The 26179-nt window shown below is 68.8% G+C and carries 25 protein-coding genes; 12 read left to right on the top strand and 13 right to left on the bottom strand.

What is annotated here, in order from left to right:
- Positions 1-149: 149 nt before the first annotated feature.
- Positions 150-404, top strand: coding sequence for a hypothetical protein (locus DFR72_RS33920; RefSeq protein ID WP_143086891.1), 255 nt, complete (start codon positions 150-152; stop codon positions 402-404).
- A gap of 175 nt (positions 405-579) precedes the next feature.
- Here the strand turns inward: DFR72_RS33920 and DFR72_RS33915 are convergent, their stop codons facing one another.
- Genes DFR72_RS33915 through DFR72_RS33890 form a run of 6 tightly spaced genes read right to left on the bottom strand, consistent with a single transcriptional unit; the run spans position 580 to position 7294 of the window.
- Positions 580-1593: an N-acetylglucosamine kinase gene (locus DFR72_RS33915; protein ID WP_090070000.1), complete on the bottom strand. Its 1014-nt coding sequence runs from the start codon at positions 1591-1593 to the stop codon at positions 580-582.
- A 5-nt stretch (positions 1594-1598) separates the two neighbouring features.
- A complete protein-coding gene (locus tag DFR72_RS33910) occupies positions 1599-2867 on the bottom strand; it encodes a 6-phospho-beta-glucosidase (RefSeq protein WP_090070001.1) in 1269 nt (422 codons plus the stop codon).
- Positions 2864-3757: a carbohydrate ABC transporter permease gene (locus DFR72_RS33905; protein ID WP_090070003.1), complete on the bottom strand. Its 894-nt coding sequence runs from the start codon at positions 3755-3757 to the stop codon at positions 2864-2866. Before DFR72_RS33905 ends, DFR72_RS33910 begins: the two co-directional genes overlap by 4 nt.
- Positions 3754-4728, bottom strand: a complete 975-nt coding sequence (locus tag DFR72_RS33900; protein WP_090070004.1) for a carbohydrate ABC transporter permease — start codon at positions 4726-4728, stop codon at positions 3754-3756. The genes DFR72_RS33905 and DFR72_RS33900 overlap by 4 nt, the downstream gene beginning before the upstream one ends.
- 12 nt (positions 4729-4740) lie before the next feature.
- Positions 4741-6066, bottom strand: coding sequence for an ABC transporter substrate-binding protein (locus DFR72_RS33895; RefSeq protein ID WP_090070093.1), 1326 nt, complete (start codon positions 6064-6066; stop codon positions 4741-4743).
- 16 nt (positions 6067-6082) lie between these two features.
- A complete protein-coding gene (locus tag DFR72_RS33890; RefSeq protein ID WP_090070005.1) occupies positions 6083-7294 on the bottom strand; it encodes an ROK family protein in 1212 nt (403 codons plus the stop codon).
- A gap of 126 nt (positions 7295-7420) precedes the next feature.
- Between DFR72_RS33890 and DFR72_RS33885 the strand changes: the two genes are divergently transcribed.
- Complete coding sequence (locus DFR72_RS33885) at positions 7421-8098, top strand: DUF3159 domain-containing protein (protein WP_090070007.1); 678 nt, start codon at positions 7421-7423, stop codon at positions 8096-8098.
- Here DFR72_RS33885 and DFR72_RS33880 read toward each other — a convergent pair.
- Genes DFR72_RS33880 through DFR72_RS33860 form a run of 5 tightly spaced genes read right to left on the bottom strand, consistent with a single transcriptional unit; the run spans position 8044 to position 12298 of the window.
- Positions 8044-8196 (bottom strand): DUF397 domain-containing protein, encoded by a 153-nt coding sequence (locus DFR72_RS33880; protein ID WP_090070009.1) that lies wholly within the window; start codon positions 8194-8196, stop codon positions 8044-8046. The genes DFR72_RS33885 and DFR72_RS33880 overlap by 55 nt on opposite strands.
- Entirely contained in the window at positions 8196-9029 is an 834-nt protein-coding gene (locus DFR72_RS33875; protein ID WP_090070010.1) for a helix-turn-helix domain-containing protein, read from the bottom strand. Before DFR72_RS33875 ends, DFR72_RS33880 begins: the two co-directional genes overlap by 1 nt.
- 23 nt (positions 9030-9052) lie before the next feature.
- The gene (locus DFR72_RS33870) at positions 9053-10438 is read right to left on the bottom strand and encodes a class I adenylate-forming enzyme family protein (RefSeq protein WP_090070012.1); all 1386 of its coding nucleotides are present in this window, start codon (positions 10436-10438) and stop codon (positions 9053-9055) included.
- A gap of 1 nt (position 10439) precedes the next feature.
- Positions 10440-11513 (bottom strand): 3-dehydroquinate synthase II family protein, encoded by a 1074-nt coding sequence (locus DFR72_RS33865; protein ID WP_090070014.1) that lies wholly within the window; start codon positions 11511-11513, stop codon positions 10440-10442.
- Positions 11510-12298, bottom strand: coding sequence for a 2-amino-3,7-dideoxy-D-threo-hept-6-ulosonate synthase (locus DFR72_RS33860; RefSeq protein WP_090070015.1), 789 nt, complete (start codon positions 12296-12298; stop codon positions 11510-11512). The genes DFR72_RS33865 and DFR72_RS33860 overlap by 4 nt, the downstream gene beginning before the upstream one ends.
- A gap of 205 nt (positions 12299-12503) precedes the next feature.
- Between DFR72_RS33860 and DFR72_RS33855 the strand changes: the two genes are divergently transcribed.
- Positions 12504-13412: a LysR family transcriptional regulator gene (locus DFR72_RS33855; protein ID WP_090070017.1), complete on the top strand. Its 909-nt coding sequence runs from the start codon at positions 12504-12506 to the stop codon at positions 13410-13412.
- Here the strand turns inward: DFR72_RS33855 and DFR72_RS33850 are convergent.
- Both DFR72_RS33850 and DFR72_RS33845 read right to left on the bottom strand, forming a co-directional pair.
- Complete coding sequence (locus DFR72_RS33850) at positions 13407-14318, bottom strand: N-acetylglucosamine kinase (RefSeq protein WP_342768699.1); 912 nt, start codon at positions 14316-14318, stop codon at positions 13407-13409. The genes DFR72_RS33855 and DFR72_RS33850 overlap by 6 nt on opposite strands.
- Positions 14319-14382: 64 nt before the next feature.
- Positions 14383-17199, bottom strand: coding sequence for a S8 family peptidase (locus DFR72_RS33845; RefSeq protein ID WP_090070020.1), 2817 nt, complete (start codon positions 17197-17199; stop codon positions 14383-14385).
- Positions 17200-17311: 112 nt separating this feature from the next.
- Between DFR72_RS33845 and DFR72_RS33840 the strand changes: the two genes are divergently transcribed.
- Genes DFR72_RS33840 through DFR72_RS33800 form a run of 9 tightly spaced genes read left to right on the top strand, consistent with a single transcriptional unit; the run spans position 17312 to position 25885 of the window.
- A complete protein-coding gene (locus DFR72_RS33840; protein ID WP_090070021.1) occupies positions 17312-18166 on the top strand; it encodes a fumarylacetoacetate hydrolase family protein in 855 nt (284 codons plus the stop codon).
- A 4-nt stretch (positions 18167-18170) separates the two neighbouring features.
- The gene (locus DFR72_RS33835; RefSeq protein ID WP_090070023.1) at positions 18171-19481 is read left to right on the top strand and encodes an enolase C-terminal domain-like protein; all 1311 of its coding nucleotides are present in this window, start codon (positions 18171-18173) and stop codon (positions 19479-19481) included.
- The gene (locus DFR72_RS33830; protein ID WP_090070024.1) at positions 19474-20226 is read left to right on the top strand and encodes an SDR family NAD(P)-dependent oxidoreductase; all 753 of its coding nucleotides are present in this window, start codon (positions 19474-19476) and stop codon (positions 20224-20226) included. Before DFR72_RS33835 ends, DFR72_RS33830 begins: the two co-directional genes overlap by 8 nt.
- A 14-nt stretch (positions 20227-20240) precedes the next feature.
- Complete coding sequence (locus DFR72_RS33825; protein WP_090070026.1) at positions 20241-21275, top strand: sugar ABC transporter substrate-binding protein; 1035 nt, start codon at positions 20241-20243, stop codon at positions 21273-21275.
- Positions 21275-22777: a sugar ABC transporter ATP-binding protein gene (locus tag DFR72_RS33820; protein ID WP_090070027.1), complete on the top strand. Its 1503-nt coding sequence runs from the start codon at positions 21275-21277 to the stop codon at positions 22775-22777. Before DFR72_RS33825 ends, DFR72_RS33820 begins: the two co-directional genes overlap by 1 nt.
- Entirely contained in the window at positions 22774-23790 is a 1017-nt protein-coding gene (locus DFR72_RS33815) for an ABC transporter permease (RefSeq protein WP_211335634.1), read from the top strand. Before DFR72_RS33820 ends, DFR72_RS33815 begins: the two co-directional genes overlap by 4 nt.
- A 3-nt stretch (positions 23791-23793) precedes the next feature.
- Positions 23794-24105: an L-rhamnose mutarotase gene (locus DFR72_RS33810; RefSeq protein ID WP_090070097.1), complete on the top strand. Its 312-nt coding sequence runs from the start codon at positions 23794-23796 to the stop codon at positions 24103-24105.
- Entirely contained in the window at positions 24102-25058 is a 957-nt protein-coding gene (locus DFR72_RS33805; protein WP_211335633.1) for an aldo/keto reductase, read from the top strand. Before DFR72_RS33810 ends, DFR72_RS33805 begins: the two co-directional genes overlap by 4 nt.
- Entirely contained in the window at positions 25055-25885 is an 831-nt protein-coding gene (locus DFR72_RS33800; protein ID WP_090070030.1) for an amidohydrolase family protein, read from the top strand. The genes DFR72_RS33805 and DFR72_RS33800 overlap by 4 nt, the downstream gene beginning before the upstream one ends.
- Positions 25886-26179: the final 294 nt, after the last annotated feature.

Genomic DNA, 26179 nt, shown 5'->3' with positions numbered 1-26179 from the left:
AGCATGCACAACGAACCCTTGGTTACGCCACCGTCGGTTACGGCATCGTAGGTTTTGTCGCTATGGGTGACGATTCTTTTACCACTCGATAGAGGGAAGCTGGAGGGTGATCCGGGGAATTCGTCCCATTGGATCGCTAGTTTTGCCGGGTGCGTTCTGGTTTGCCGCTTCCGGTCGTCTCCCTGGGTGTCGCGCTTCTCACAGCACTGGTGCTGGCCTGGGTCGCCCTGAGCGGTCCCGCGTCGCCCGGAGCCGGCGGTCACCTCGTGGTCACGCCACCCCCGCACTCCAACCCCGTGGTCACCCCGGAGGTCGAGTCGCCCCGGGAAAGCGTGGTCGGGACGACGGTGATGCCCCCTCGTGCCCTGAACGCCGAAAACCCCCGCAACGACCTCGGCGCGTGAGGTCGCTGCGGGGGTCGTTGGGCCTTTCCGAGGGGCGCCGCCGCCGGACTTGCCCCCCGGAAAGGGGTGGGACCACTGCTCGGGACACCGCCGCCGATTCGCCCCGAGCAGTGGGACTGGGACCGTCTCAGGGGGCGCCGCCGCCGATCTACCCCCTGAGACGGGGTCTGGTGGACTAGCCGCTCGCCGCGACGTCGAGGACGGCTGCCGGGACGTGGTCGGTGTAGGCCGAGCGCAGCCTCAGCTCCGCGCTCGGCGAGGCCCCGATGTGGTCGAGGCCGAGGAGCGCCGCACCCACCACGGGTGGCACGTCGACCAGGCGGACCTGGGCGAGCGGTGCGGCTTCCAGGATCTGCTGACGAACCGGGCCGACCACCGTGTCGCCGGTGTGCGTCAGCACCCCGCCGCCCAGCACCACGTCCACGGGTTCGTTCATCAGGTCGAGCTTGCGCATGGAGACCGTGGCGAGCACCACGATCTCCTCGATCAGGCGGTCGACCTGTTCCAGGGCAACGGAATCACCCTGTGCGGCCACCTCGAACACCAACGGGCACAGGGCGTGCGGGTCCAGTTCGATCTCCTCGAAGTGGATCTTCTCGACCACCTTGAAGATGGACTTCTCGCCGTAGTGCGCGAGGAGCGCGTCCAGCAGCAAGGTCGGCTTCCCCCGGCCGTCCTCCGCGCGCACCGCGTGCCAGAGCGCGTCGTTGCCGAGTTGTCCGCCGCCACCCCAGTCGCCGGAGATGGCGCCCAGGGCGGGAAAGCGGTGGGTCCGGCCGTCCCTGGCCACGCCCACCGCGTTGATGCCCGCACCGCAGACGACCGCCACACCCCCGGCGGCGGCGGTACCTGCCCTCAGCAACGCGAAGGTGTCGTTGCCGACGAACGTCGTGGCCGACCAGCCCCGCTCGGTGATCGCCCGCGTCAGGTCCTCCTCCTCGCGGGGCAGGTCCGCACCCGCGAGGTAGGCGGACGTGTGCGAGGCGATCGGCTCGTCGGGGGACAGTCCCGCCTGAGCCGCGGCCTCGCGTGCCAGTCCCTCGAACACGTCGAGTCCGCGCTTCATGCCCACGGTCTGAGGCGGGGCACCGGGCCCGCGCACCTGCGCGAGCACCTTGCCGTCCGCGTCGACCAGCAGCACGGCGGTCTTGCTGTTCCCGCCATCGATGGCGAGCACCCGGTCGGACATCGTTGTCAGTTTCCCTTCACCCACGGCAGCAGGTCGCGGTTCTGCGCGATCAGCTCGTCGGCCAGCTGGTCCGCGATGGCGTGCTGGCCGATCAGCGGGTGTGCGAGCAGCGCGTTCGCCACTCGGTCGCGGCCACCGTGCCTGGCCGCTTCCAGCGCCAGGTACTCGTACGCGGTGACGTGCGAGATCAGGCCGGAGATGGACGGTTCCACCGGACGCACGGGCAGCGCCCTGCCGCCGTTCGCGTCCACAGTGGACGACACCTCGATCACGGCGTCGTCGGGCAGGAAGGGCAGCGAGCCGTTGTTCTGCACGTTCACCACGTGCTTCTCAGCGCCTTCGCCGCCGGTCAGCGCGTGCACCAGCTGCACGGCCGCCTCGGAGTAGTACGCGCCGCCGCGCTGCGACAGCTGCTCCGGCTTCGTCACGACCGACGGGTCGCCGTAGATGTCGAGCAGCTCCTTCTCGACCGCGGCCACGACCTCGGCGCGCGGCGGTTCGGTGAGCTGCTTCTTCACGACGGCGTCGTGGTTGTAGAAGTAGTTCAGGTAGTACGACGGCACCATGTTCAGGCGCCGCATCAGCCCACCGTCGATGCCGATGTGCTCCGCCAGCCCCTCGACGTGGTCGGCGAGCAGCTCCGGCAGGCGGTCGACGCCGTCCACGTACACGCCGCGTTCCCACGTGAGGTGGTTCAGGCCGACGTGCTCCAGCTCCACGGTGGACGGATCGACGCCGAGCAGGGCCGACGTCCAGCGCTGGAACGTGATCGCCACGTTGCACAGGCCGATCGCCTTGTGGCCCTCCTGCAGCAGCGCGCGCGTCACGATGCCGACCGGGTTCGTGAAGTTCACGATCCACGTGTCGGGGCCCGCGATCCTGCGCACCTTCTCGGCGATGTCCAGGACCACCGGCACGGTCCGCAGGGCCTTGGCGAGGCCTCCCGCGCCGGTGGTCTCCTGGCCGACGCACCCGCAGGTGAGCGGGAACGTCTCGTCCGAGGCGCGCGCCTTCTGCCCGCCGACTCGCAGCTGCAGCAGAACCGCGGACGCGCCCTCGATGCCTTCTTCGAGCGACGTGGTGGTGCGCACCTTCGCCGGGTGACCCGCGTGCTCCAGCAGCCGCTGGCTGAACGGGCCGATCAGTGAGAGGCGGTGCTCGTCCGGGTCGACCAGGACGATCTCGTCCACCGCCAGGCTGGTGCGACGGCCGGCGATGCCGTCGATCAGCTCCGGTGTGTAGGTGGACCCGCCACCGACGACGGTGAGTTTCATCCCTTGACTCCTGTGAAAGTGATGCCCTTGACGAACGACTTCTGGGCGAAGACGAAGAGGACGACGGCCGGGATCATCGTCAGGAACGTGACGGCCATCGAGGAGTTCCACTGGACGATGTGCATGCCCTTGAACGTCGCCAGCGCGAGCGACAACGTCCACTGGTCCTTGACCTCGCCGGTGTAGAGCAACGGGCCGAAGTAGTCGTTCCAGGTGAAGAGGAAGCAGAACAGCGCGGTGGCCGCGATGCCGGGCTTCGCCATCGGGATGATGATCCGGACCAGCGCCTGGAACTCCGAGCACCCGTCCACCCGTGCCGCGTCCACGTAGGACTGCGGGATGGTGAGCATGAACTGGCGCAGCAGGAAGATGCTGAACGCGTCGAACAGGAAGTACGGCGCGATCAGCGGCACCAGCGTGCCGGTCAGGCCCAGCGAGGACCAGGTGTCGTACAGCGGCACGGCCACGACCTGCGGCGGCAGCATCATCGCGCCGATGACGAGGATGAAGGCCACGTTGCGGCCGCGCCACTTGAGCTTCGCGAGCGCGTAGGCGGCCGGGATCGACGAGATCAGCATGCCCAGGGTCGCGAGCAGCGAGTACGTGAGGCTGTTGATCAGGTACTGGAACAGCGGGGCCTTGTCGAAGACCTCGACGAAGTTCTCCCAGTGCCATTCGCGCGGCCAGAGGTTCGAGGTGAACGCCTGGTCGTCCGACATCACCGCGGTGAGGAAGACGAACACGACGGGCGTGGCGAACATCAGGCCGAGCGCGAGCCCGATCGCATGCGTCGCGACCCAGTTCAGGATGCCTGCGACGTCGCGCTTGCGGCGCGGCTGCTCCGGTTCCGCGGGGACGTCGACCGGTGGTTTGGTCAGCGTGGCGGTCATGCTCCCGGACCCCCTTCCTCAGCGGTGGAGTTCTTGCGCATCCGCTGCACCAGAACGATGGTCACGGCGAACGAGATGATGAACAGGACCGTGGCCATGGCGGCCGCGTAGCCCATGTCGAAGTAGCGGAAGCCTTGCGTGTACAGGTAAACCGGGAACGTCAGCGTGGAGTTGTCCGGGAAACCGAGGTACTTGGTCGATCCCGTCGCGTCCGCCGCTCCCGAGCCGGCCGACCCCGCGACGACCGCCTGTGTGAAGAGCTGCAGAGCGAGGATCACCGAGTTCACGATGCCGAAGAGCAGCACCGGGGAGATCGTCGGAAGCGTGACGTGCCACCAGCGCCGGATCGGGCCTGCGCCGTCGAGCTCGGCGGCCTCGTACTGCTCCTGCGGCACGTCGAGGATCGCGGCGAGGATGATGATCATCAGGTCGCCGGAGATCCACAGCATGATCGCGGTGATGCCGGGCTTGGCCCACGCCGGGTCCGAGAAGAACAGCGGTGCGTCGACCCCGAACCAGCCGAGCACGCTGTCCAGCGGGCCGCCGTTGGGACGCATCACCATGAAGAACACGAGTGTCGCGGCCACCGGCGGTGCCAGTGAGGGCAGGTAGCAGAGCGTCCGGATCAGCCCGACGCCCGACTTGAGACGTGCGATGACCGATGCCACGCCCAGCGCGAACACCGTCCGCGCGATCGTGAGCACGACGACGAACCACAAGGTGTTCGCGATCGCCTTGGTGAGCAAGGGATCCTTGAACATGAACTCGTAGTTGGCGAGTCCGTTGAACTCCGGCGGGTTGATCAGGTCGTACTTCGTGAAGCTGAAGATGACCGTGGCGACCAACGGGTAGACGAAGAACAGGACGAAGCCGATGAGTGCCGGGGCCATGAACCCGAGCACGGCGAGACGGTGGCGGGCACGTGCCCGCCCCTTGCCGGGGGCGGGCCGCGCGCCGAGCGTGGCGGTCATCTTGGCGAATCCCTACTTGCCGCTCTTGGCGATCTGGTCGTCGATGTTCTTGTCGACTTCCTTGAGGCCTGCCGCCAGGTCCGGGACCTTGCCGGACTGGTAGGAGACCGAGAAGTCGGTGACGGCCTTGATGTGCGCGTCACCGATGGGGGTGACCGGGTTGCCCTTGAGCTTGTCGCTCTTGGCCAGGTCGATGAACGTCTTGAACTGCTCGTCCACCTCGAGCTTGGGGCTCTCCATGGCGGCCTTGGTGCTCGGGACGTTCTTGATGGCGTTGGACAGGTCGACGATCGTGTCGGTGTCGAACGTCAGGTGCTTGATCAGCTCCCACGCGGCGCCGGCGTTCTTGGCGCCCTTGGGAATGCCCATGATCGTGCCGGTGGTGAACGCGGTGCCGTAGTCGGCGGGCTTCCAGGTCGGGAACGGAGCCGTGCCGAACTTGATCTGCGGCGCCTGCGCCTTGAGGAAGGCGGTGCGGTACTCGCCGTCGATCATGATCGCGATCTTGCCCTGGTGGAACGCGTGGTCGGCCGAGTACTCCTGGCCGAGACCCGCGCGGAACCGCTCGAGCGCGTCGTAACCGTAGAAGTCGACGAGCTTCTTCTGGAACGTCATCATCTCGGTGAAGCCGGGCGAGCTCGCGAGGCCGGACTTGCCGTCCTTCTCCCACTCCGCGCCGAACGTCGGCGCGAGGATGGTCGGGCGGTTGGCGTAGAAGCCCATGGTGGGCAGGTAACCCGCCACCTCGATGTCACCGTTCGGCGCCTTCTTGGTCGCCTTCACGGCCGCGTCGTACAGCTCGTCCAGCGTCTTCGGCGCGTTCGTGACGCCGGCCGCCGACAGCAGGTCCTTGTTGTAGTACATGGCGTACACGTCGGTGAGCATGGGCATCGCACAGCGGTTGCCCTTGTACTCGGTGTACTGCTGAACCGCGGGGGAGAGCTGGTTCAGGTCGACCTTGTCGCGGTCGATGTACGCCTTCAGCGGCTGGAACGCGCCGGAGGAGCAGAACTGGCCGATGTTGTCGGTCGTGAACGACAGCGCGACGTCCGGCGTGTTGCCCGAACGGATGCCCGCGGTGATCTTGTCGTCGTCCTGCGAGCCCTCGTGCTTGATCTCGATGTTCGGGAACTTCTTGTTGAAGGTCTTGAGGGCCTTCGTGACCTCCACCAACTCGCGGTCGGAGTAGTTGCTCCAGACCGTGAGCGTCAGCTTGTCGTCCTTGCCAGGAGCAGCGGCGGCATCGGAACTCGCGCCGCCACCCTTGCCCGCCGCACATGCGGTGAGGGTCAGCGCTGCGGCGACACAGAGCAAGGCAGCACGGGTGTGCTTGCGCATGTGCACTCCTTCTCGATCAACGTGGGGACCCGGCGACCACTGGGCCGCGGAATGGAGCCGTGGTGGCTGCCGGGAGGCCGAACACCTGTTCGCGGGCAACGGCCAGCGCCGAGTGCAGTGCGCCGCTGCGCACTGGTTTCCCGGTCACCAAGGCCAGCTGGATCGGTGTTCGCGGCACCACCAGTTGCCGCAGTTCCGCGGCAACGAGGTCGTTCAGCGTGGTTCCGCCTGCCTGCGCGATGTCGCCGGACAGGAGGATGAGTTCCGGGTCGAGCACCGCGACGACGCTAGCCACGCCGGTGGCGATGCGCTTGGCGAGATCGACCATGAACTCACGGCCCGCCGGACCCGCGGCGAGCGCCTTGCGCACGGCACCGTGGCCGTTGCGCGCGGCGAGCCCGTGGGCGCGTGCGAGCTTGCAGATCGACGTGCTGCTGAGCAGTTCGCCGTACGTGCCGCCGGAGCGGTCCGTGTCGGTGTCGGCCGCCGCGCGGTCCGGGATCATCAGGCCGTCGATCTCGCCCGCGCCTCCGGAAGCGCCGCGCAGCAGCGATCCGTTGACGACGACGGCGGCACCGACGAGATCCGCGGGCCAGATGACGACGAAGTCGTTCACCCTGGTGGCCCGTCCGGCGACCATCTCCTCCAGCGCGACGAGGTTGACGTCGTTCTCGACGCTCACCGACGTCGCGAGCTGCTCCCGCAACCGGCCGGGCATGTCGAAACCGCTCCAGCCGGGCAGGTGTGGTGCGTAGGCGAGCTCACCGTTCGCGGGGTTCACCGCTCCCGGACAGCCCACCACGACGTGCAGCAACTGGTCGGCGCTCAGGCCTGCTTGCCCGCAGGCCTTGCCGACCGCGCTGACGAACGCCTCCAGCACGCCGTGCTTCGCGGGCATCGGCGCCTTGTGCTCGGTGAGCACGGCACCGGAGATGTCCGCGATCGCGATGTCGACCGTCTCGGGGGTGAGATCGACAGCGGCGATGTGCGCAAGCGCCCCGTTGACCGACCACAGCTGGGCACGCGGCCCGCGGCCACCACCCCGCAGTCCGTTGCGGACCACGGAGTCACCGGCCTCCAGGCGCGTGAGCAACTGTGCGGTCGCCGGCTTGGAGAGGCCGATCAGACCTTCCAACTCCGACCTGGTCAGCGGCCCGTTGCGCAGCAAAGCCTCGATGGCTGCGCGGTCGTTGATCTCCCGCAACAGTCGTGGGCTTCCGGCACGCATTAGGTCCGCTCCTGTCTGTTAACTTTCCAGACGATTTCGCCAGACGGTAGTGACCTGGTTCACCGGGGTCAATCCCCGATATGGGTCCGTTACCTGAGTTAGGTTCGCCTAAGGCACCCTGGAACCATGACCGACGTGCGCCAGGAGTCGCTCGCATCACTGCTGGGAGGTCGAGGGGGCGCCCTCGACGCCTCCCTGCCGCCTCTGGCGTTCGTCGCGGGCTGGCTGCTCTGGGGTCACTCGATCGGCGCGGGAGCCCTGGTCGCCGTCCTGTGCGGCGTCGCGATCGGCGTCTTCCGCTTCGTGCGAGGCGAGAAGCCCCGTGCCGTCGTGTTCTCGGTCCTCGCCGTGGTGGCGGCTTCTTTGATCGCGCTCTACACGGGCCGTGTGGAGGACTTCTTCCTCATCCAGCTGCTGTCCAACGTGGCCTCGGCCCTGGTCTGGGCAGGCTCCATCGCGGTGCGCTGGCCGTTGCTCGGCGTGGTGGTGGGGACGCTGCTCGGGCAGAAGACCCGGTGGCGCCGAGATCCTGCCCTTTTGCGCGCTTACTCCATCGCCTCGTGGCCGTGGGTCGCTCAGTACGCGCTGCGGGTGGCGGTCTTCACGCCGCTGTGGCTCGACGCCCAGATCTTCTGGCTGGCCACGCTCCGGGTGGCGCTGTCGTGGCCGTTGCAGATCGTCTGCATCCTGGTCTCGGGATGGCTGCTGAAGCGAGCGCTACCAGCAGACCACCCCGGTTTCCGGCACCCTCAGACGACGGACTTGAGGAAGGCCGACCAGGCGGCCGGCGAAACGGGGATGTGAGTGCTCGGGGCCTTGCTGTCGCGGATGCCGACGCCACGGCCTACCTCGACGCAGTTGTCGCTGCTGGCGCTGTAGCTGCTCTTCCGCCAGGTGGTCATCAGAGACCCTCCAAGATGTTGTCGATCACCGCCCTTGATTCTTCCTCAGCCAGGGCGACGGCTGCGAGGGCCGTCAGGATGTCCTCGTACACCTTGACGGTGTCCGCGTCGTCGAAGAACAGGCAGGAATTGATGCTGTCGATGTAGACGACGGACGGGTACTTCGGGAACTTCATCACCCTGAAGTCGCCGCATATGCCTGCGTGCATTCCGGCAGCGCGAGGAATGATCCGCAGGCTGATGTACTTCCGCACGGACATCCTGAGCAGGTGAGCCAACTGCTCGCGCCACACCTCGGTTCCGCCGGCTGGTAGCAACAAGGCCTGCTCGTGCACGAAGAACGTGAACTTCTTGCCCGGCTCCAAGATGTCCGCTCGTGCGGCCCTTGCGGCGGCGACCCTGGGCACATCCTCCGCCTTGATCACCGTCGAGTGCTCGGCGACGACGTAAGCGTATTCGTGTGTTTGCAGCAGGCCGGGGACGACGATCATCGACCAGCAGATGATCTCTTCCGCGTCCCGTTCCTGGTCGATCAGCGTGCGGACCTGGTCCGGCAGGCCGTCTTCCGGCATCTGGAGCCAGGCCTTGCCCGATTCGCGGAACAGAGCGAGCAGGTACTCGCGTTCCTCGACCGTGGCCTGGCAGTAGGCGAGCAGGATCTGGACCTCGACCTCGGACACGCCGCCCTTGCCGAGGGTCATGTCCGAGAGTTTGGCTTCCTGCCAGCCGATGCGTTCGGCCAGCTGTCGGTGGGTGAGCCCGGTACGAGCGATGACGGCGCGCACACCGGCACCGAACTCCCGTCCCGCCACGCTGGAGGATCTTTTGGGCATGCCGGAAAGTTAGGCCCGGCAAGTCATTTCGTGCCATTGTTTCCGGCCGAATGTGCCTGAAGGTAGGACGCATGGAGCGGTTCCATGTTTCGGATGATCTTGCCGCTGGACGTCCTCGGCAACACGTCCATGACGTGGATGTGTTGTGGGAGCTTGAATTCCGCGAGCCGTTCCGTGCACCAGTCCGACAGCGCCTGTGCGGTGAGCGTGCTGCTGGCAGTGCCCACGTAGGCCCGGATCTCCGTCCGTCCCACCGCGACGGCCTCGGTCACCTGCGGGTGTCCACGTAGGACGTGTTCCACCTCGGTCAGGTCGACCTTGTTGCCGCGCACCACGACCAGCGAGTCGGCTCGGCCGAGCAGGCGGAGTTCGCCGTCGGCGGTGAACTCGCCCCGGTCGCCGGTGCGGAACCAGCCGCCGGAGAAGCGTGCCGGGTCGTTCTCGGCCAGGTACGGGGTTTCCGGCAGGGCCACTTCAACCAGGCCGTTGCGCACTCGCGCGGTGATGCCGGACATCGGCCTGCCGACGGACGGGCGGACCGTGCCGGACACGGCCATGGTGAGTCCGCCGGTTTCGGTGGTGCCGAAGCACTCGCCGACCGGGAAGCCATAGGCGGCGAGGAACCTGTCGGCCACGTCCTGCGGCATCATCTCGCCGCCGGCGAACGCGCCGCGGACCGTGCGCAAGGCGTCGCGGTCGGGTGAGGAGGCCAGCAGGTCGAAGTGGAACGGCAGGCCGGTGACGAAGTCGACCTCATGAGTTCGTGCGCAGGAGAGAATGTCTTCTGCGGTCGGGCTTGCGGCGAACACGAGGTGTGCGCCTGCCGCGAGAGAGTGCAGCAGGCCACCGATCAGGCCGAAGCTGTGTGCGGGGGAGTTGAGCAGCAGCAGGCGTTCGCCTCGTCGCACCATGCCGTCGGCGGCGGAGAAGCGGTCCACCTCGTCGACGAGTGACGGCGTGCTGCGGCCGATCACCTTCGGGCGGCCGGTCGAGCCGGAGCTGAACTGGACCAACCGGTGTGGAGAAGCCGCCGGAAGGCCCTCGACCCGTTCGGCCACCAGTCCGTACCGCTCCTGGAAGCCCTGAGCAGGGGTGCCGCCGGGGTGAACGAGGAACTCCGGGCGCGTCAGCTCGTGCAGGACGTGGGCTTCGGCCGGGCGCAGGCGGTGGTCGATGGAGATCACCTGCGCGCCGAGGCTCCACAACGCGAGCACGGCCTCCAACTGGCTGAAGCTCGGCGGTACCTGGACGGCGACCGTGCTGCCGTCGCCGATTCCGACTGCGGCGAAACGAAGTGCGTGAGCGGTGACGTCGGCGCGCAGTAGGCCGTGGGTGACTGTGCTGCGGTGACTGAGGATCGGCACCTCGTCACCGTGGCGGTGCAACAGTTCGGTGATGAACGAACGCACTTCAGGACTCCTTGCAGAACTCGCCGATGGGGAGGCCCACGTGCCGTTGCTCTGAGGCGATGTAGCCGAGCAGTTCGTCGCCGGGCTGGAGTTCGGTCACGTTGCGGACCTTGCCGCCGGGCGCGAGGACGCGGACGTGCCAGTCGTCCTGCACCATCAGGTCGACCACGACGTTCTCCGGCGAGCGCGCGGTGATGGTGAGCATCGGGCGGGACTCGAGCTTGGCCCTGCCGACGCTGAGTTCGCGGGTGCGGCCGTCGGCGTCCACGGCGAGGACCTTGCTGCCGGAACGCAGTTCGGACAGGTAGTTGGTGCGGTTCGCCGGGCCCAGGACGTACGAGTGCAGCGCGCCCGCGTTGACCCGGAACGGCCGCGTCGGCATGTACGGCAACGGGTGCGTCTCGCTGCAGCAGAGGATGAAGCCCGACGAGAACGAGCCCACGAGGATGCCCTCGTCCTCGCGGAAGTGCGAGGCGGTGTCGACGCAGACGCGGTCGCCGAGGCCGTTGTGGGTCAACGCCTCCACGGTGAGCGTGGTCAGGGTCAGCGGCGGGGACGTGGTTTCCAGCAACCGGGCCAGCTTGAACACGTCGGTCGCGTCCCGCGGGGCCATCAGCACGCCGTCCGAGCCGTGTTCCAGGCATTCGAGGACGATCGCGGCCTCGACCAGGTCGGTGACGACGGTGACCAGCTTGCCGGGTGCGCCGTCGGCGGCCGCGATCACGATCTCCAGCGGGATCTTGGTCGGGTCGGTGAACGCGACGACGGTGTGGTCGAGCCGTTCTGCCGCGGCGCAGGCGAGTTTGAGCGTGCGGTCGTCGCTGACCGTCACGAACGCGGAACCCGAGAGCAGCCGGTCGAGCTGGTCCTGGTCGTGCACCGCCACGGTGACGAGGTGGGGGCTGTCAGCCGGTTCCGTGGCGATCAGCACGCGGGTGATCGTCGGCGGCAGGCCGTCCAGCAGCGACGGGTCGTCCGTGACGACTCCGGCGATCCGGCTGTGCACGGCCGCGTCGATCACGGCGGTCCGGTACGCTTCCGGGACGGTTCTGAGGTCGATCCAGGCGAACTTCACCGGTTCTCCAAGGTGGCGGTCAAGGCGTGGATGAGACTTGCGTCGGTGGGCGCGTGCACGATCGACGCCAGCTCCGCGACCAGGTGCATCGGCGCCGGCGAGGTGAAGACCCGCCGTCCGACGGCGAGGCCCGCGCAGCCCGCGTCCATCGCCACGCGGGCGTGCCCGGCGAGGCTGTGCGCGGAGGCGGGGCCACCTGCGACGATCACCGGGATCGGGCAGCTGGCAACGACTTCGGTCATGTCGTCGGCGAGGTTGGTCTTGACGATGTCCGCGCCGAGGTCGGCCGCGATGTTGACGACGTGCGCCAGCAGGGCGGGGTCCTTGGGGTCGACTATGCGCGGGCCGCGGGCGTAGGCCATCACGACCAGCGGGACGTTCCACGAGTCGCACGCGGCCGCGACCGTGCCGAGGTCGGTGAGCTGGCGGGACTCCGTGTCGGAGCCGATGTTGACGTGCACGCTCACCGCGTCGGCACCGAGCCGCAACGCCTCGTCGACCTCGCCGACGAGCACCTTGGCGTTGACGTCGGACATGTGCGCCGTGCCCGCGCTCAGGTGCACGATCAACGCGCATCCGCCCAGCACGGCGGGATCGATGGTGCGCACTCGTCCTTTGTGGACGATGATGGCGTCTGCTCCGCCCAGCACGACGGCGTGGACGAGGTCCTGCCACCGGTCCCGCGGCACCACCGGACCGTCCGAAACGCTGTGATCCAACGGCACGAAGAGGTACCGGTCGTCGTGCGGACGGGAAAGGCGTCGCAGCCGCAACGCTTTCCTCATGGCGCTCCCACTCTCTGCGATCGTTTGGTGTCAACAGCAGCGTGGAGCAGTCCGCGCGCGCAGCGGCAGGTGTGACGTGCCGATAATTCCGGCGTTATGGGCCTGTCAGAGCAGTCGCCCTTGCAACGGCGACGGAGCGTCATCTGGTGACACCCACGTGGCCGTGTTCGTTGGTGGGCAACTGTCCTAGGCTTCCTCAGTGCGAATGGAGCTGAGGCATCTGCACGTGGTGCTGACGGTGGCGCGGGCAGGCAGCATCAGCCGCGCCGCCTCCCAGATGAAGATCGCCCAGGCCGGCCTGACCGCCCAGGTGCGCAGGATCGAGGCGAGTCTCGGCGGGCCGTTGTTCCTGCGCCGCAACGACGGCGTCGAACTGACCGAGCTGGGCCGCCACGTCGTGCTGCGGGCCCAGGACCTGGTCGAACGGTTCGACGACCTGCTCGTCACCTCGCACAAGCTGGCCGGGCGCGGCGACTCCGGCATCCGCCTCGGTGGTGTGGCCGGCTCGCCGACCGCGCTGCTGGTCGGGGTGGTCAGGGAGGTGCTGCCGAGCCTGCCGCAGACCACGCACATCGAACGCGGCGGCGACACCGTGCTGGAGCTCGTGCGCACCGGCGACCTGGACCTGGCCCTGGTGGTGGAGTTCCCGCGCAGCCCGTTGCGGTTCCCGGAGGCGGTCGGCCTGCGCCGCGTCATCACGGAACGCATGCTGATCGGCGTCCCGGTCGGTCATCGGCTGTCCGGCCGCAGCGAGGTGCTGCTGTCCGAACTCGCCGGCGAGGAGTGGGTGGTGCCGGACGAGAACCACGGCGGGCGGCTGAACCTCGACCTGGCCTGCGAGGCCGTCGGGTTCACGCCGAGGTGCGCGCACTTCGGCGTCGACCCGGTCGTCGCGGCCGACCTGGTGCGGTCGACCGGTGCCGTGGCGGGGTTCTTCCCCGGTCACGACCTGCCGGGCGTGCTGCTCAAGCCGATCATCGGCAACCCGCTGCACCGGCGGATCACGCTGGTGTGGAACACCGATGCCGCCGAACACGTGGACGACGTGCACGCGGGCCTGCTGCGCGCCTACCACGAGCGGACGCCGCACTCGGGCCGGCTGCTGGCGTCATGACCCGGTGGGCCTCGGCGCGTCCGGCCCCAGCACGTCGACCGCCGCGAGCCAGGCCGCGCCCGCCGCACCCTCCGTCGCCATGATCACCTGAGCGTTGCAGCGGGTGAGCAGCTCCTGCTTCAGGTGCGTGCCGACCGGGGTCTTGATCAGGCTGCCGACCAGCACGATCGGTGAGGTGTCGGACGGCTCGCGGACCGCCGTGGCCGTGTCGGCGAGCAGGCGGGCGGCGGAGGCCACGATCGTCAGCGCCTCGGGATCGCCGTGGTGGTAGGCGGAACTCACCAGAGGCGCGAACTGAGCGAGTTCGATGGGCGCCGCCGCGTTGACGGCGGTGATCAGCTGGCTCCGGGTGCGGGCGCCCGCGGCGGTCAGCACGGCGGTGGCCAGGCCTTCCAGCGGTGCGTCCAGGTCGAGCAGCTTCAACGTGGCGCGGACGGCTTCGCGGCCCAGCCAGAACGCCGAGCCGTCGTCGCCGATGAGCCAGCCGTAGCCGCCGGACTGGCCGACCATGCGGTGACCGGAGATGCGGCCCGCGATGGAGCCGGTGCCCGCCACCAGAACCGTGCCGTCGGCCGAGGAGGTGCCGGTGGCGAAGGCGGCCTCGCAGTCGGTGATCACGCGCATCGGGCAGTGCAGACCCGCGCGTTCCCACGCTCCCTGGAAGAGGTCCAAGACGACGGGGTCGGTCATGCGGGAGGCGCCCGCCATGCCGAGGACGCCGGAGCGGACCTTGCGGGAGTCGAGGCCGTCCAACGCCTCCGCCAGCGCCTCGCCGATGTGGGCGGCGGCCACGTCGGGCGGGTGCGAGTTCGGGTTCGCGCCGCCCGCCAGGCCCTGACCCAGGCGGGCGCCGTCGAGTCCGAGCACCAGGGCCCTGGTGGACGTGCCGCCAGCGTCGAGTCCCACGACCAGATCCATAGCGACCGAGTATTGCCGAGAGACGATCGGCTGAGGCACACCCAACCGGGTATCACCTCACGAAAGCGCGGTTACCGCTTGCGTTGTGGTGGAAGAGCACCAGCGATCCGGCCGGAACAGGATCACCCGGACGTACCACTGTGGACAGTGAGGGGACGATCAGGCCGTAGTCGAACGTGGCCGCGGGGACGACGTCGACCAGGTCGTCGGTGTCGGCGGGCGCGGTGTAGCGGCTCTGCACCCCGGCGGTGTAGGTCACCTGCCCGGACGGCAGAGCCGACCGCGCGACCGGCAGCACCACGACGTCGCTGTCGAACACGTTCGTGTCGGACGAGCCGTCGAAGCCGTTCAGCGGCTGCTCGTCCACGACGTCCTCGGTGCCGGCCACCACCGTCCGGGCGAGCCAGACGTCGGCCGTCACGTCGCCCCCAGAGCTCGTCTGCTTCTCGGCGGTGGTCACGAAGTCCTTGCCGCCCACGGAGAACCGCACTTCCGGCTTGGTGATGCTGCCGATGTTCGCCCAGGTGCTCCACGTCGCGACGCCGAACGCCAGCAGGTCGGGGGTGGCCGTCGCGCCCACGTACCGCAGGTCGCCGCCGCGCGCGGTGCGGTTCACGGCGCAGTCGTCCTGCACACCGGGACCGCAGTCGGGCAGGCGGTCGGAGCTCGCGCCGAGTTGCAGCACGGTCATCCGAGCCTGGTAGCCGGGCTGGTCGAGGCCGTGCCCCCTGACGCGGTCACCGGCCACGGTCAGGCGCGACACCGGCTTCGGCGCCGCGTAGACCGGCACCCGCAGCGATCGGTCGCCGGTGAACGTCACCAGGCCGGACGCCTCCGCCAGGAACTGGCGGCCCTCGTCGAGCGAGACCGTGGGATCGGGCGTCTTGCGCAGTGCGCGGGTGTTGGAGATCCGCAGCTGCACCGCCACCGAGGCCGAACCGCCCGGCCGCAGCACGACGGAGGGCTCGGTGACGTGGAAGGACACGCCGGGCACGCTGGTGATCGGCTCGTAGCCGGTGCGCAGCCGGACGGTCTGGGAGCCCTTGTTGACCAGCTCGAGAGTGCGGCTCATCCGCACCGCATCGCCTGCCTCGACCGTGCCGAACGACGCGTCGCCCAGCACCAGCACGTCCGCCGACAGGGCGGCGAGCCCGTCCACCCGGCCCGCGCCGACCCGCATCGGCGCCTCGCGCACGCCCTTCGCATCCCTGATCACGCCGGAGGCGGTGTTCATCAGGGCCGCCTTGACCTCGGCGACCGTCCACTCCGGATGGACCTCGCGCAGCAGTGCGGCGATGCCCGCCACGTGCGGTGACGCCATCGACGTGCCGCCCAGCGACACGCCGTCAGAGGCCGTCCCGGAGGCGGCGGAGAAGATCGTGTCACCCGGCGCGGCCACCGCGATCGACGAGCGCGAACGCGACGACGACGGCGTGATCGTGTCCGCGATCGACGGCTCGACGGAGGGCACCGCGACCTTCAACGCCGAGGTCAGGTGGGCCGTCAGCGTCCCGGCCTCCAGGGCCGGTCGCAGCGCGGACGACGCCTGCGCCGTCAGCTGGAACGCCGGGATGTGGGCGTTTCCGGCGATCCCGGCCGCGAACACCGGCAACGTCGTCGGCAGCAGTACCCCGGCCGCCCCGGCCTTCCAGGCGTTGTCGGTGCGGGCACCCGAACCGCAGGCGCGGGTGGCGTCGCTGTCGTCCCACTCCAGCCAGACGATCTTCCCGGCCAGCGGCTCCGAGATCGGCTGGCAGCCGTCCACGGCGGACGAAAGCCGCACAACGGGCAGGGTGAGGTCGAAGGAGTCCTTGAAGTTCTGGCTGTACTGGCCCGCGTACCGCTGGCCGGCGACCTCCAGCCCGTCCAGCATCGAGAACGAGTCGCGGCTGTTCGCGACGGAGATCGCCTCGGGGGTGTTGGCCGGCGAGCCGGACACGTCGTAGAAGTCGCCGCCGTTGCCGGCCGCCGCGACCACCACCACGCCGTGCTCGACGAGCTTGCGCACGAACAGCGAGTCGGGGTCGTCCGGAGCACCGAAGTCGCTGCCCAGCGACAGGTTCACCACGTCGAGCTTGTCCGAGAAGTCGCCGTCACCGTTGGGGTCGAGCGCCCAGTCCAGTGCCTGCGCGGTGAGGTTCGTGCCGCCCTTGCAGCCGAACACCTTCAACGCGTAGAGCTGCGCTTTCGGGGCGGTGCCGGGGCCGATCCTCATCGCGTCCAGGTCGATCGAGGAGTACGAACCGCGGTAGGTGGTGCCGTCGGCGTTGACCCCGTACCCGGCCGCGGTGCCGGCGACGTGCGTGCCGTGGCCGTCGCAGTCCACCGGGTCGGCGTCCGGCTCCGGGATCGCCCCTGTCGTGCCGGTGTAGGCGTCGCCCGCGAAGTCGTGCCCGCCGACGACCTTGGCGTTCGGGAAGGTGCCGCCGCCGAAGTCCGCGTGCCGGTAGTCGATGCCGGTGTCGATCACGCCGATCCGCACGCCGTCGCCGAACCTGCCGAGCGACTTCCACACGTCGGACGTCCGGGTGAGCCGGACGGCATGCGCGTTGGAGAGCTGCTTGGGGACCATCCGGTGGACCGCCCGCACCTCGGGCATGCGCGTCAGCGCCGCCAGGCGCGACCTGTCCGCCGACAGCACGACGCCGGGCACCGCGTTGGTCGTTCGGGCGACTTCGCGGCCACCGGATCGGGAGACGACCCGGGAGACGTGCTCGGAGGTCCGGTCCCGTGCTGAACGCGCCTGCGCGGCGGAGCGCGCTTCGACTGCTGCGGCCGAGGTCAGCTCGACGAAAACGGTTACGGTCTCGACTGGGCCGACCGGCGCTAGCAAGACGCCCGCCAGGAGTACCGCGGTCAGCAAATTCATGATCAACTCCCGCTATTCATCGGACGACTTCTCGCTGAGCCCTAGACGCAGGCGGTATTGCAGGGCTATACATCCGATGTATTTCGTAGGTGTGAGCAGAGGAGGAACGGCCGTGCAGTTCTTGCGCCTGGGGCCGGTCGGTGACGAGCGTCCTGCAGTCAGGACCGACGACGGGACCACATACGACCTCCTGCCGATCACCCCGGACGTCGACGGGTCGTTCCTCGCGAACGACGGCGTCAACCGCGTGCGCGCCGCCCTCGAAAGCGGTGAGCTCGAGGTGCTGAGCACGGAGGGCGTGCGCGTCGGGGCACCGCTCGCGCATCCAGGCAAGGTCATCTGCATCGGCCTCAACTACCGCGACCACGCGGAGGAGACCGGCGCGGACATCCCGGGCGAGCCGGTGATGTTCCTCAAGACCCCCGACACCATCGTGGGCCCGTACGACGAGGTGCTCGTCCCGCGCCGGTCCGTGAAGACCGACTGGGAGGTCGAGCTCGGCGTCGTCATCGGGCGCACCGCCCGCTACCTGGAGTCCGAGGAGGACGCTCTGGCGTGCGTCGGCGCGTACGTGCTGTCGCACGACGTCTCCGAGCGCGAGTTCCAGATCGAGCGCGGCGGCACGTGGGACAAGGGCAAGAACTGCGAGACGTTCAACCCGCTCGGCCCCTTCCTCGTGCCTGCCGATGAGATCACCGACCCACAGAGTCTGGAGATGCGGCTCTGGGTGAACGGCGAGATCAAGCAGAACTCGTCCACCAAGAACATGATCTTCCCGGTCGGCGAGATCGTGCGCTACCTCAGCCAGTTCCTTGTCCTTCGTCCGGGTGACGTCATCAACACAGGTACACCCGCTGGAGTGGCGCTCGGCCAGCCGGAGCCGAAGCCGTACCTGCGCGCCGGTGACGTCGTCGAGCTCGAGATCGAGGGCCTCGGCAGGCAGCGCCAGATCCTCGGACAGGCCTGAGCCCATGCCGAAGATCACCGCACTGGACGTCCTCGACATCCGGTTCCCGACCTCGCGCGAGCTCGACGGCTCCGACGCGATGAACCCAGACCCGGACTACAGCGCCGCGTACGTGGTGCTGCGGACCGACGAGGGACCCGAGGGCCACGGGCTCGCGTTCACCATCGGCCGCGGCAACGACGTGCAGGCCGCCGGTATCAAGGCGCTCGCACCGCACGTCGTCGGAAAGGACGTGCCGGAGGACGCGAAAGCGCTGGCGGAGCTGTACTTCGAGCTCATCGGCGACTCGCAGATCCGCTGGCTCGGCCCCGAAAAGGGCGTCGCGCACATGGCGATCGGCGCCGTCGTCAACGCGGCCTGGGACCTCGCCGCCCGCCGCGCCGGGTTGCCGGTCTGGCGGTTCCTCGCCCGGATGACGCCCGAGGAGATCGTGAGCCTCGTCGACTTCCGGTACCTGAGCGACGCGCTGACGCCCGACGAGGCGTTGCGGATCCTGCGCGAGGTCGAGCACGGCAAGGCCGAGCGCGCGGAGACCATCACCCGCGACGGCTACCCGGCCTACACGACGTCACCGGGCTGGCTCGGCTACTCCGACGAGAAGCTCGCCGGACTCGCCCGCCAGGCCCTCGCCGACGGCTTCGACATGATCAAGCTCAAGGTCGGCGGCAGCCTCGACGACGACGTCCGCCGGATGAAGCTCGCTCGCGAGGTCGTCGGCGAGGACACCCGCGTGGCGGTCGACGCGAACCAGCGCTGGGACGTCGGCACGGCCGTGCGCTGGATGCGCGAGCTGGCGCCGTACAACCCGTACTGGATCGAGGAGCCCACCTCCCCGGACGACGTGCTGGCACACCGCGCGATCGCCGACGCGCTGGCCCCGATCAGGGTCGCCACCGGCGAGCACGTGCAGAACCGCGTGATCTTCAAACAGTTGCTGCAGGCCGGCGCGATCGACGTGCTGCAGCTCGACGCCTGCCGCGTCGCGGGCGTCAACGAGAACATCGCGATCCTGCTGCTGGCCAGGAAGTTCGACATCCCGGTGTGCCCGCACGCCGGCGGCGTCGGCCTGTGCGAGCTGGTCAGGCACCTGTCGTTCTTCGACTACGTCGCGGTCTCCGGCGAGGTCGGCGAGCGCGTGATCGAGTGGGTCGACCACCTGCACGAGCACTTCCTGGACCCGGCCGTCGTCGAACGCGGCCGCTACCTGGCGCCGGCCGAGCCGGGGTTCTCCGCCCAGCTCAAGGAACAGACGCTGGCCGACTACGTGTACCCCGACGGTCCTGTGTGGACGGCACTGGAGGGCGAGGATGACTGACTTCGAAGGGCTCGTCGCCGTCGTCACGGGCGGAGCGTCCGGCATCGGCCTCGCGACGGCGAACCTGCTGGCGTCGCGCGGTGCCACGGCTGTGGCGCTGGACCTCAACCCGGACGTGAAGGACCCGCTCACCGGGATCCGCGCGGACGTGTCGGACGACGAGAGCGTCAAGGCCGCCATCGACGAGGTCGTCGAGCGGTTCGGACGGCTCGACGTCGTGGTGAACAACGCCGGCATCGGCGCACAGGGCGACGTCACGGCCAACGACGACGCCCAGTGGGCGAAGGTGCTCGACGTCAACGTGCTGGGCATGGTCCGCGTCTCGCGGGCCGCGCTGCCGCACCTGCGGAACTCGCCGTCCGCGGCGATCGTCAACACCTGCTCCATCGCTGCCTGGGCCGGGCTCCCGCAGCGCGCTCTCTACTCGGCCAGCAAGGGCGCGGTGTACTCGCTGACGCTCGCGATGGCCGCCGACCACGTCCGTGAAGGCATTCGCGTCAACGCGGTCGCACCCGGCACGGCGGACACCCCGTGGGTGGGCCGTCTGCTCGACTCGGCGCCCGACCCGGCAGCCGAACGAGCCGCGCTGGAGGCACGCCAGCCGCACGGCCGGCTCGTCTCCGCCGATGAGGTCGCGGGAGCCATCGCCTACCTGGCGAGCCCGCTTTCGGGTTCCACCGCCGGCGCGATCCTCGCGGTCGACGGTGGCATGCACGGCCTGCGCTTGCGTCCCCAGCAGTCATGAAAGGCAATTCAACGATGAAGCGTCGCAACCTCACCGCCGCGGTGTGCCTCGCGCTCGCCGGTGCACTGACACTGTCCGCCTGCGGCGGCGGTGCCACCGGTACCGGTGCCGGCGGCGTCGGCCCGATCGGCGCCGACCACCCCCGCGCCGACACCGACTTCTGGAACTCCTACATCAAGTACTTCCCGGACAAGGCCAAGGACCTCGGCGTCAACCTGCTGAACCCCACCAACTCGCAGAACAAGGTCGAGAACCTGGTGGCCAACGCCCAGTCGCTGCAGTCGCTGGGCGCCAAGGCGATCATCATGGCGCCGCAGGACACCGGTGCGATCGCGTCCACCCTGGACCGGCTGGAGAAGGCGAACATCCCCGTCGTCACCGTCGACACCCGTCCCGACAAGGGCAAGACCTACATGGTCGTCCGGGCGGACAACAAGGCGTACGGCGAGAAGGCCTGCAAGTTCCTCGGCGACAAGCTCGGGGGCAAGGGCAAGGTCGTCGAGTTCCAGGGCGCGCTGGCGTCGGTCAACGGCCGCGACCGCTCCGAGGCGTTCGCCGCCTGCATGAAGCAGAACTACCCCGGCATCACGGTGTTCGAGGAGCCGACCGACTGGGAGGGCCCGAAGGCGTCCGCGGCCCTGCAGACCCGTCTGAACCAGCACCCGGACATCAACGGCATCTACATGCAGGCCGGTGGCGCGTTCCTCACGCCGACGCTGCAGGTGTTGCGGCAGAAGAACCTCATCGTCCCGCCGACCGACCCGAAGCACATCTTCATCGTCTCCAACGACGGCATCCCGCAGGAGTTGGAGGCGATCCGCAAGGGCGAGATCGACGCGACCGTCTCGCAGCCGGCCGACCTCTACGCGCAGTGGGCGCTCTTCTACGCCAAGGCCGCTGTTGAGGGCAAGACGTTCTCTCCCGGCAAGACCGACCACGACTCCGTCATCGTGGACACCGGCGGTGGCCGTCTCGAGGACCAGCTGCCCGCGCCGCTGATCACCAAGGAGAACGTCGACGACAAGGCGTTCTGGGGCAACCAGATCTGATGAACGAATTCGCTTCCGTCGGCGGTGCCGACAATCTGGCAGCAGCCGCGCGTGGCGTCACGAAGACGTTCGGGCGGACGCTCGCGTTGGACGACGTGGGCATCGAGATCCGGGCCGGTGAGTCGCACGCGCTCGTCGGTCGCAACGGCGCGGGCAAGTCGACCTTGGTCTCGATCCTCACCGGCATGCAGACGCCGGACGCGGGCGAGGTCACCTTCTTCGGCGAACCCGCGCCGCCCGTCGCCGACAGCGCCGCGTGGCGCCGGCATGTCGCGTGCGTGTACCAGAAGTCGACGGTCGTGCCGGAGCTTTCGGTCGCCGAGAACCTGTTCATCAACCGGCAGGACCTCGGCGGCGGGCTGATCAAGTGGAAGAAGCTGCGTGCCGAGGCCTCCGCGCTGCTGGAGACCTACGACGTCGCGGTGCATCCGGACGCGCTGGTGTCCACGCTGACCGTCGAACAGCGTCAGTTGGTCGAGATCGCGCGGGCGTTGTCGATCGGCTCGCGGTTCGTGATCCTCGACGAACCGACCGCGCAGCTCGACGGACCGGCGATCGAGCGGCTGTTCGACCGCATGAGGTCGTTGCAGGACAAGGGGGTGACGTTCCTGTTCATCTCCCACCACCTGCAGGAGGTCTACGAGGTCTGCCAGACGGTGACGGTCTACCGCGACGCGCGGCACATCGTCACCGCGCCGGTGGCCGAGATGTCGAAGCCCGACCTGATCGAGGCGATGACCGGCGAGGCCGGCGGGCTGAACGTGCCCAGCGGCGACGACAGGCCGTCGTCCGCCGAGGAGGTGCTGACCGTGTCCTCGCTGAGCGGGGACCACTTCTCGGACATCTCGTTGTCGGCGACACGTGGTGAGGTCATCGGCCTCGCGGGCAGTGCGTCGTCGGGCAAGCACGAGTTCGCGGAGACGGTCTACGGGCTGCGCAAGCCGTCGTCCGGCTCGATCTCGGTGGACGGCGCGTCGGTGCGCGGCGGGGACGTTCCGGCCGCTTTGAAAGCTGGAATCGGTTGCGTGCCACGCGATCGTCACCACCAGGGGCTCGTGCTGGACCTGTCGATCGCGGAGAACGCGACGATGAGCACGGCCGGTGCGTTCGTGTGGCCGGCGGCCCAGCGGTCGGCGGGCAGCACGGCGATCGCGTCCTACGACGTGAAGGCCGCCGGTCCGGACCAGCCGGTCTCGGACCTGTCCGGCGGCAACCAGCAGAAGGTCGTGATGGCGCGGGCTCTGGCCGGCGACCCGTCCGTGCTGGTGCTGATCAACCCGACCGCGGGCGTCGACGTGAAGTCGAAGGAGTCACTGCTCGGGGTCGTCGACGCGCAGGCGCGCCGGGGCAAGGCCGCGATCGTCGTCTCGGACGAGCTCGACGACCTGCGGGTCTGCGACCGTGTCCTGGTGCTGTTCCACGGCCAGGTCGTGCGGGAGTTCGCACGCGGCTGGCGCGATCAGGAACTCATTGCGGCGATCGAAGGAATGAGCACAGCATGACCAAGGCCATGACTCCGCCGGTCTCGGCGTCCGCTCCCGCGGAGAAGCAGAAGTTCCGGCTGGCTCGGTACCAGGACCTCGCACTGGTCCCGGTGATCATCCTCCTGCTGATCATCGGGGCGGTCCTGTCGCCGATCTTCCTCACGCCGAACAACCTGATCGCCGTGCTGACCCAGCAGAGCGAGCTGTCGTTGCTGGTGCTGGGCCAGGCGATGATCCTGATCGTCGGCAAGATGGACCTGTCGCTGGAGTCGACGGTCGGTCTCGCGCCCGCGCTGGCGGTCGCGTTGATCATCCCGTCGTCGGCCGGTGGCCTCGACATCGGGTTCGCGGCGTGGCTGGCGTTGCCGCTGTGCCTGCTGATCGGCGTCGCGATCGGTGGTCTGAACGGGTTCCTGATCCTCAAGGTCGGGCTGTCCGGGTTCATGGTGACGCTGGGCATGCTGACGATGCTGCGCGGTCTGCAGCTCGCGATCACCGAGGGCAAGTCGCTGATCGACGTGCCGGAGTCGTTCCTGTACCTGGGTTCCACGACGTGGCTCGGGCTGCCGGCGGCGGTGTGGATCTGCATCGTCTGCTACGCGGCGGGCATCTTCGTGCTGAAGTACCTGCGCGCCGGGCGTTCGCTGTACGCGATCGGCGGCAACTCGGAGGCGGCGCGGGCCGCCGGCATCCGGGTCGACCGCGTGGTGTGGACCGTGCTGATCATCGGTTCGGTGCTGGCCGTGATCGCGGGCATCCTGATGACCGGACGACTGGGGTCCGTGGCCGCCACGCAGGGCGAGGGCATGATCTTCCAGGTCTTCGCCGCCGCGGTGATCGGCGGGATCTCGTTGCAGGGCGGCAAGGGCACGCTGTTCGGCGCGTTGTCCGGCGTGCTGATGCTGGGGCTCGTGGAGCAGATCCTGCGGTTGCAGGGTGTGTCCGGCTTCTACATCAAGGCCTCGTACGGTGCGGTGATCATCCTGGCGTTGATCGTGACGCGGTTCGCCACCGGGCAGAAGCAGGAGTGAGTGTTGGAGACCGTTGCGCTGCACACCCGGCTTCGCGAGGGACGCGAGGCAGACTACGACCGCATCCACGCGACGATTCCGGCGGAACTGGACCTGGCGTTGCGCGAGGCCGGGGTGTGGTCGTGGCGGATCTGGCGTTCTGGGCGCGAGCTGTTCCACCTCGTCGAGGTGGATGACTACCGCGTGATGCGCGCGCATCTGGCCGAGCACCCCGCCAACGTTCCGTGGCAGGCTCAGATGGCCGAACTGCTGGAGGTCGAGGACGACTACTCCGGCGCCGAACCCGCTGTGCGACTCGTGTGGGAGCTGCCGTGAAGGTTGCTGTTTCTCGTCTTGGCTTCGGCGGCGCGCCGATCGGCAACCTCTACCGGGAGGTGTCCGACGAGGTGGCGTCCGGCGCGGTGGAAGCCGCGTGGCAGAACGGCGTCCGCTACTTCGACAGCGCGCCGCACTACGGGCTCGGGCTGTCGGAACGTCGGATCGGGGTTGCCCTGGCCGGGCGGCCGCGCGACGAGTACGTGATCTCCACGAAGGTCGGCCGGTTGCTGGAGCCGTTCGACGGCGAAGGTCTCGACGACGAGGGTTTCGCGGTGCCGCGGCACTTCCGGCGGGTGCGGGACTACTCGGCGGACGGGGTGAAGCGGTCGATCGAGTCCTCTTTGGAGCGTCTCGGGACCGACCGGGTGGAGATCGTCTACATCCACGACCCGGACGACCACTGGGATGCGGCCTTCGGTGAGGCCTACCCGGCTCTGGAGGAGCTGAGGTCTCAAGGGGTCGTGGGTGCCATCGGCGTCGGCATGAACCAGTGGGAGATGCCGGAGCGGTTCGTCCGCGAGACCGACATCGACGTGGTGATGCTGGCCGGGCGGTACACGTTGCTGGAACAGCCTTCGCTCGTCTCGTTCCTGCCCGCCTGCGTCGAACGGGGTGTTTCCGTGGTGGCGTGCGGGGTCTTCAACTCCGGGCTGCTGTCGAAGCCGGTCGTGGCCGCCGACGCGAAGTACAACTACGAGGAAGCGCCCTCTGCGCTGGTGGAGCGGGCGCGGGCGATCGCGGGGGTGTGCGGGCGGCACGGCGTGACGCTGCCCGAGGCGGCGATCCAGTTCGCGCTGGGTCATCCCGCGGTGGTGTCGGTGGTGGTCGGCGCACGGACGGCGGAGCAGATGACCGCCAACGCCGCGTACTTCTCCGCCTCGGTCCCCGAGGACCTGTGGAACGAGCTGAAGACCCTGAACCTCATCGACCCGGAGGTGCCGACGCCGTGATCGTCGACGCTCACCACCACCTGTGGGACCTGTCCGTCCGGGACCAGGACTGGATCACCGACCCGCCGATGGGCGTGATCCGCCGGTCGTTCCTGGAACCGGACTTCGTCGCCGCCGCACCCGAGGTCTCCGCATCGGTGCTGGTGCAGACGGTGTGCGTGGCGGAGGAGACGCCGGAGTTCCTGGCCATCGCCGCGTCTTCGGGCGTCGTCGGTGCGGTGGTGGGCTGGACCGATCTGACGTCGCCCGCCGTAGGTGACGAGCTGGCGGCGTTGGTGGACCGGCCCGACGGTTCGTGGCTGCGCGGGATCCGGCACCAGGTCCAGAGCGAGCCGGATCCGGAGTGGTTGTGCCGCAAGGACGTCTGGAACGGGCTCGCGGCGGTGGGCGCTCACGGCCTGGTCTACGAGCTGCTGACGCTGCCGCACCAGATGCCGGCCGCACGCCGGACCGTGGCGGCGTTGCCCCAGGTCGAGTTCGTGGTGGACCACTGCTCGAAGCCCGCGATCGGGTCGGATCCGGGGGAGTGGGCCGAGCTGATCAGGGCGCTGGCGGCGCACGAGAACGTGACGTGCAAGCTGTCCGGCCTGGTCACCGAGGCCGACTGGAAGTCGTGGGACGTGGCTCAGCTGCGGCCGTACTTCGAGGTCGTGCTGGACGCGTTCGGGCCTGAGCGGCTGATGTTCGGCTCGGACTGGCCCGTGTGCCTGCTGGCGGCCACCTACGAGGAGTGGCTCGGTGCGGCTCGGGAGCTGGTCTCCGAGCTGTCGACCGGCGAGCAGGCCGAGATCTTCTCGGGCACTGCTCGCCGGGTCTATGCGCTTTAGTGGCGCGACCCGGGATGTTGGCGAGGTAATTCACGCTCAGCAGGGCGCCTCGCGGCACCGCCCCCACGCCCCCATACGACTCCGGTATGAGGACGTGGGGGCGGCACCACGATGCGCCCGTCTGACCGCGAATTCCCCCGGCAACATTCCGGGCCGCACCACTAGTAGCGTGTCGCTGCTTAGTTATGGAGTCTTTGGATGGGAGGCTGTTGTCATGGCCTCCCAGTTGAAGCGGCCGGTCACGTTGTCGGCGCGGGATCGTGAAGAATTGCTCCGGCTGACCACCACGGGCGT

The sequence above is a fragment of the Lentzea flaviverrucosa genome (assembly GCF_003350445.1).
GTDB lineage: Bacteria > Actinomycetota > Actinomycetes > Mycobacteriales > Pseudonocardiaceae > Lentzea > Lentzea californiensis.
The sequence above is the reverse complement of the archived record's forward strand: the minus strand, read 5'-3'. Positions and strand labels throughout refer to the sequence as shown.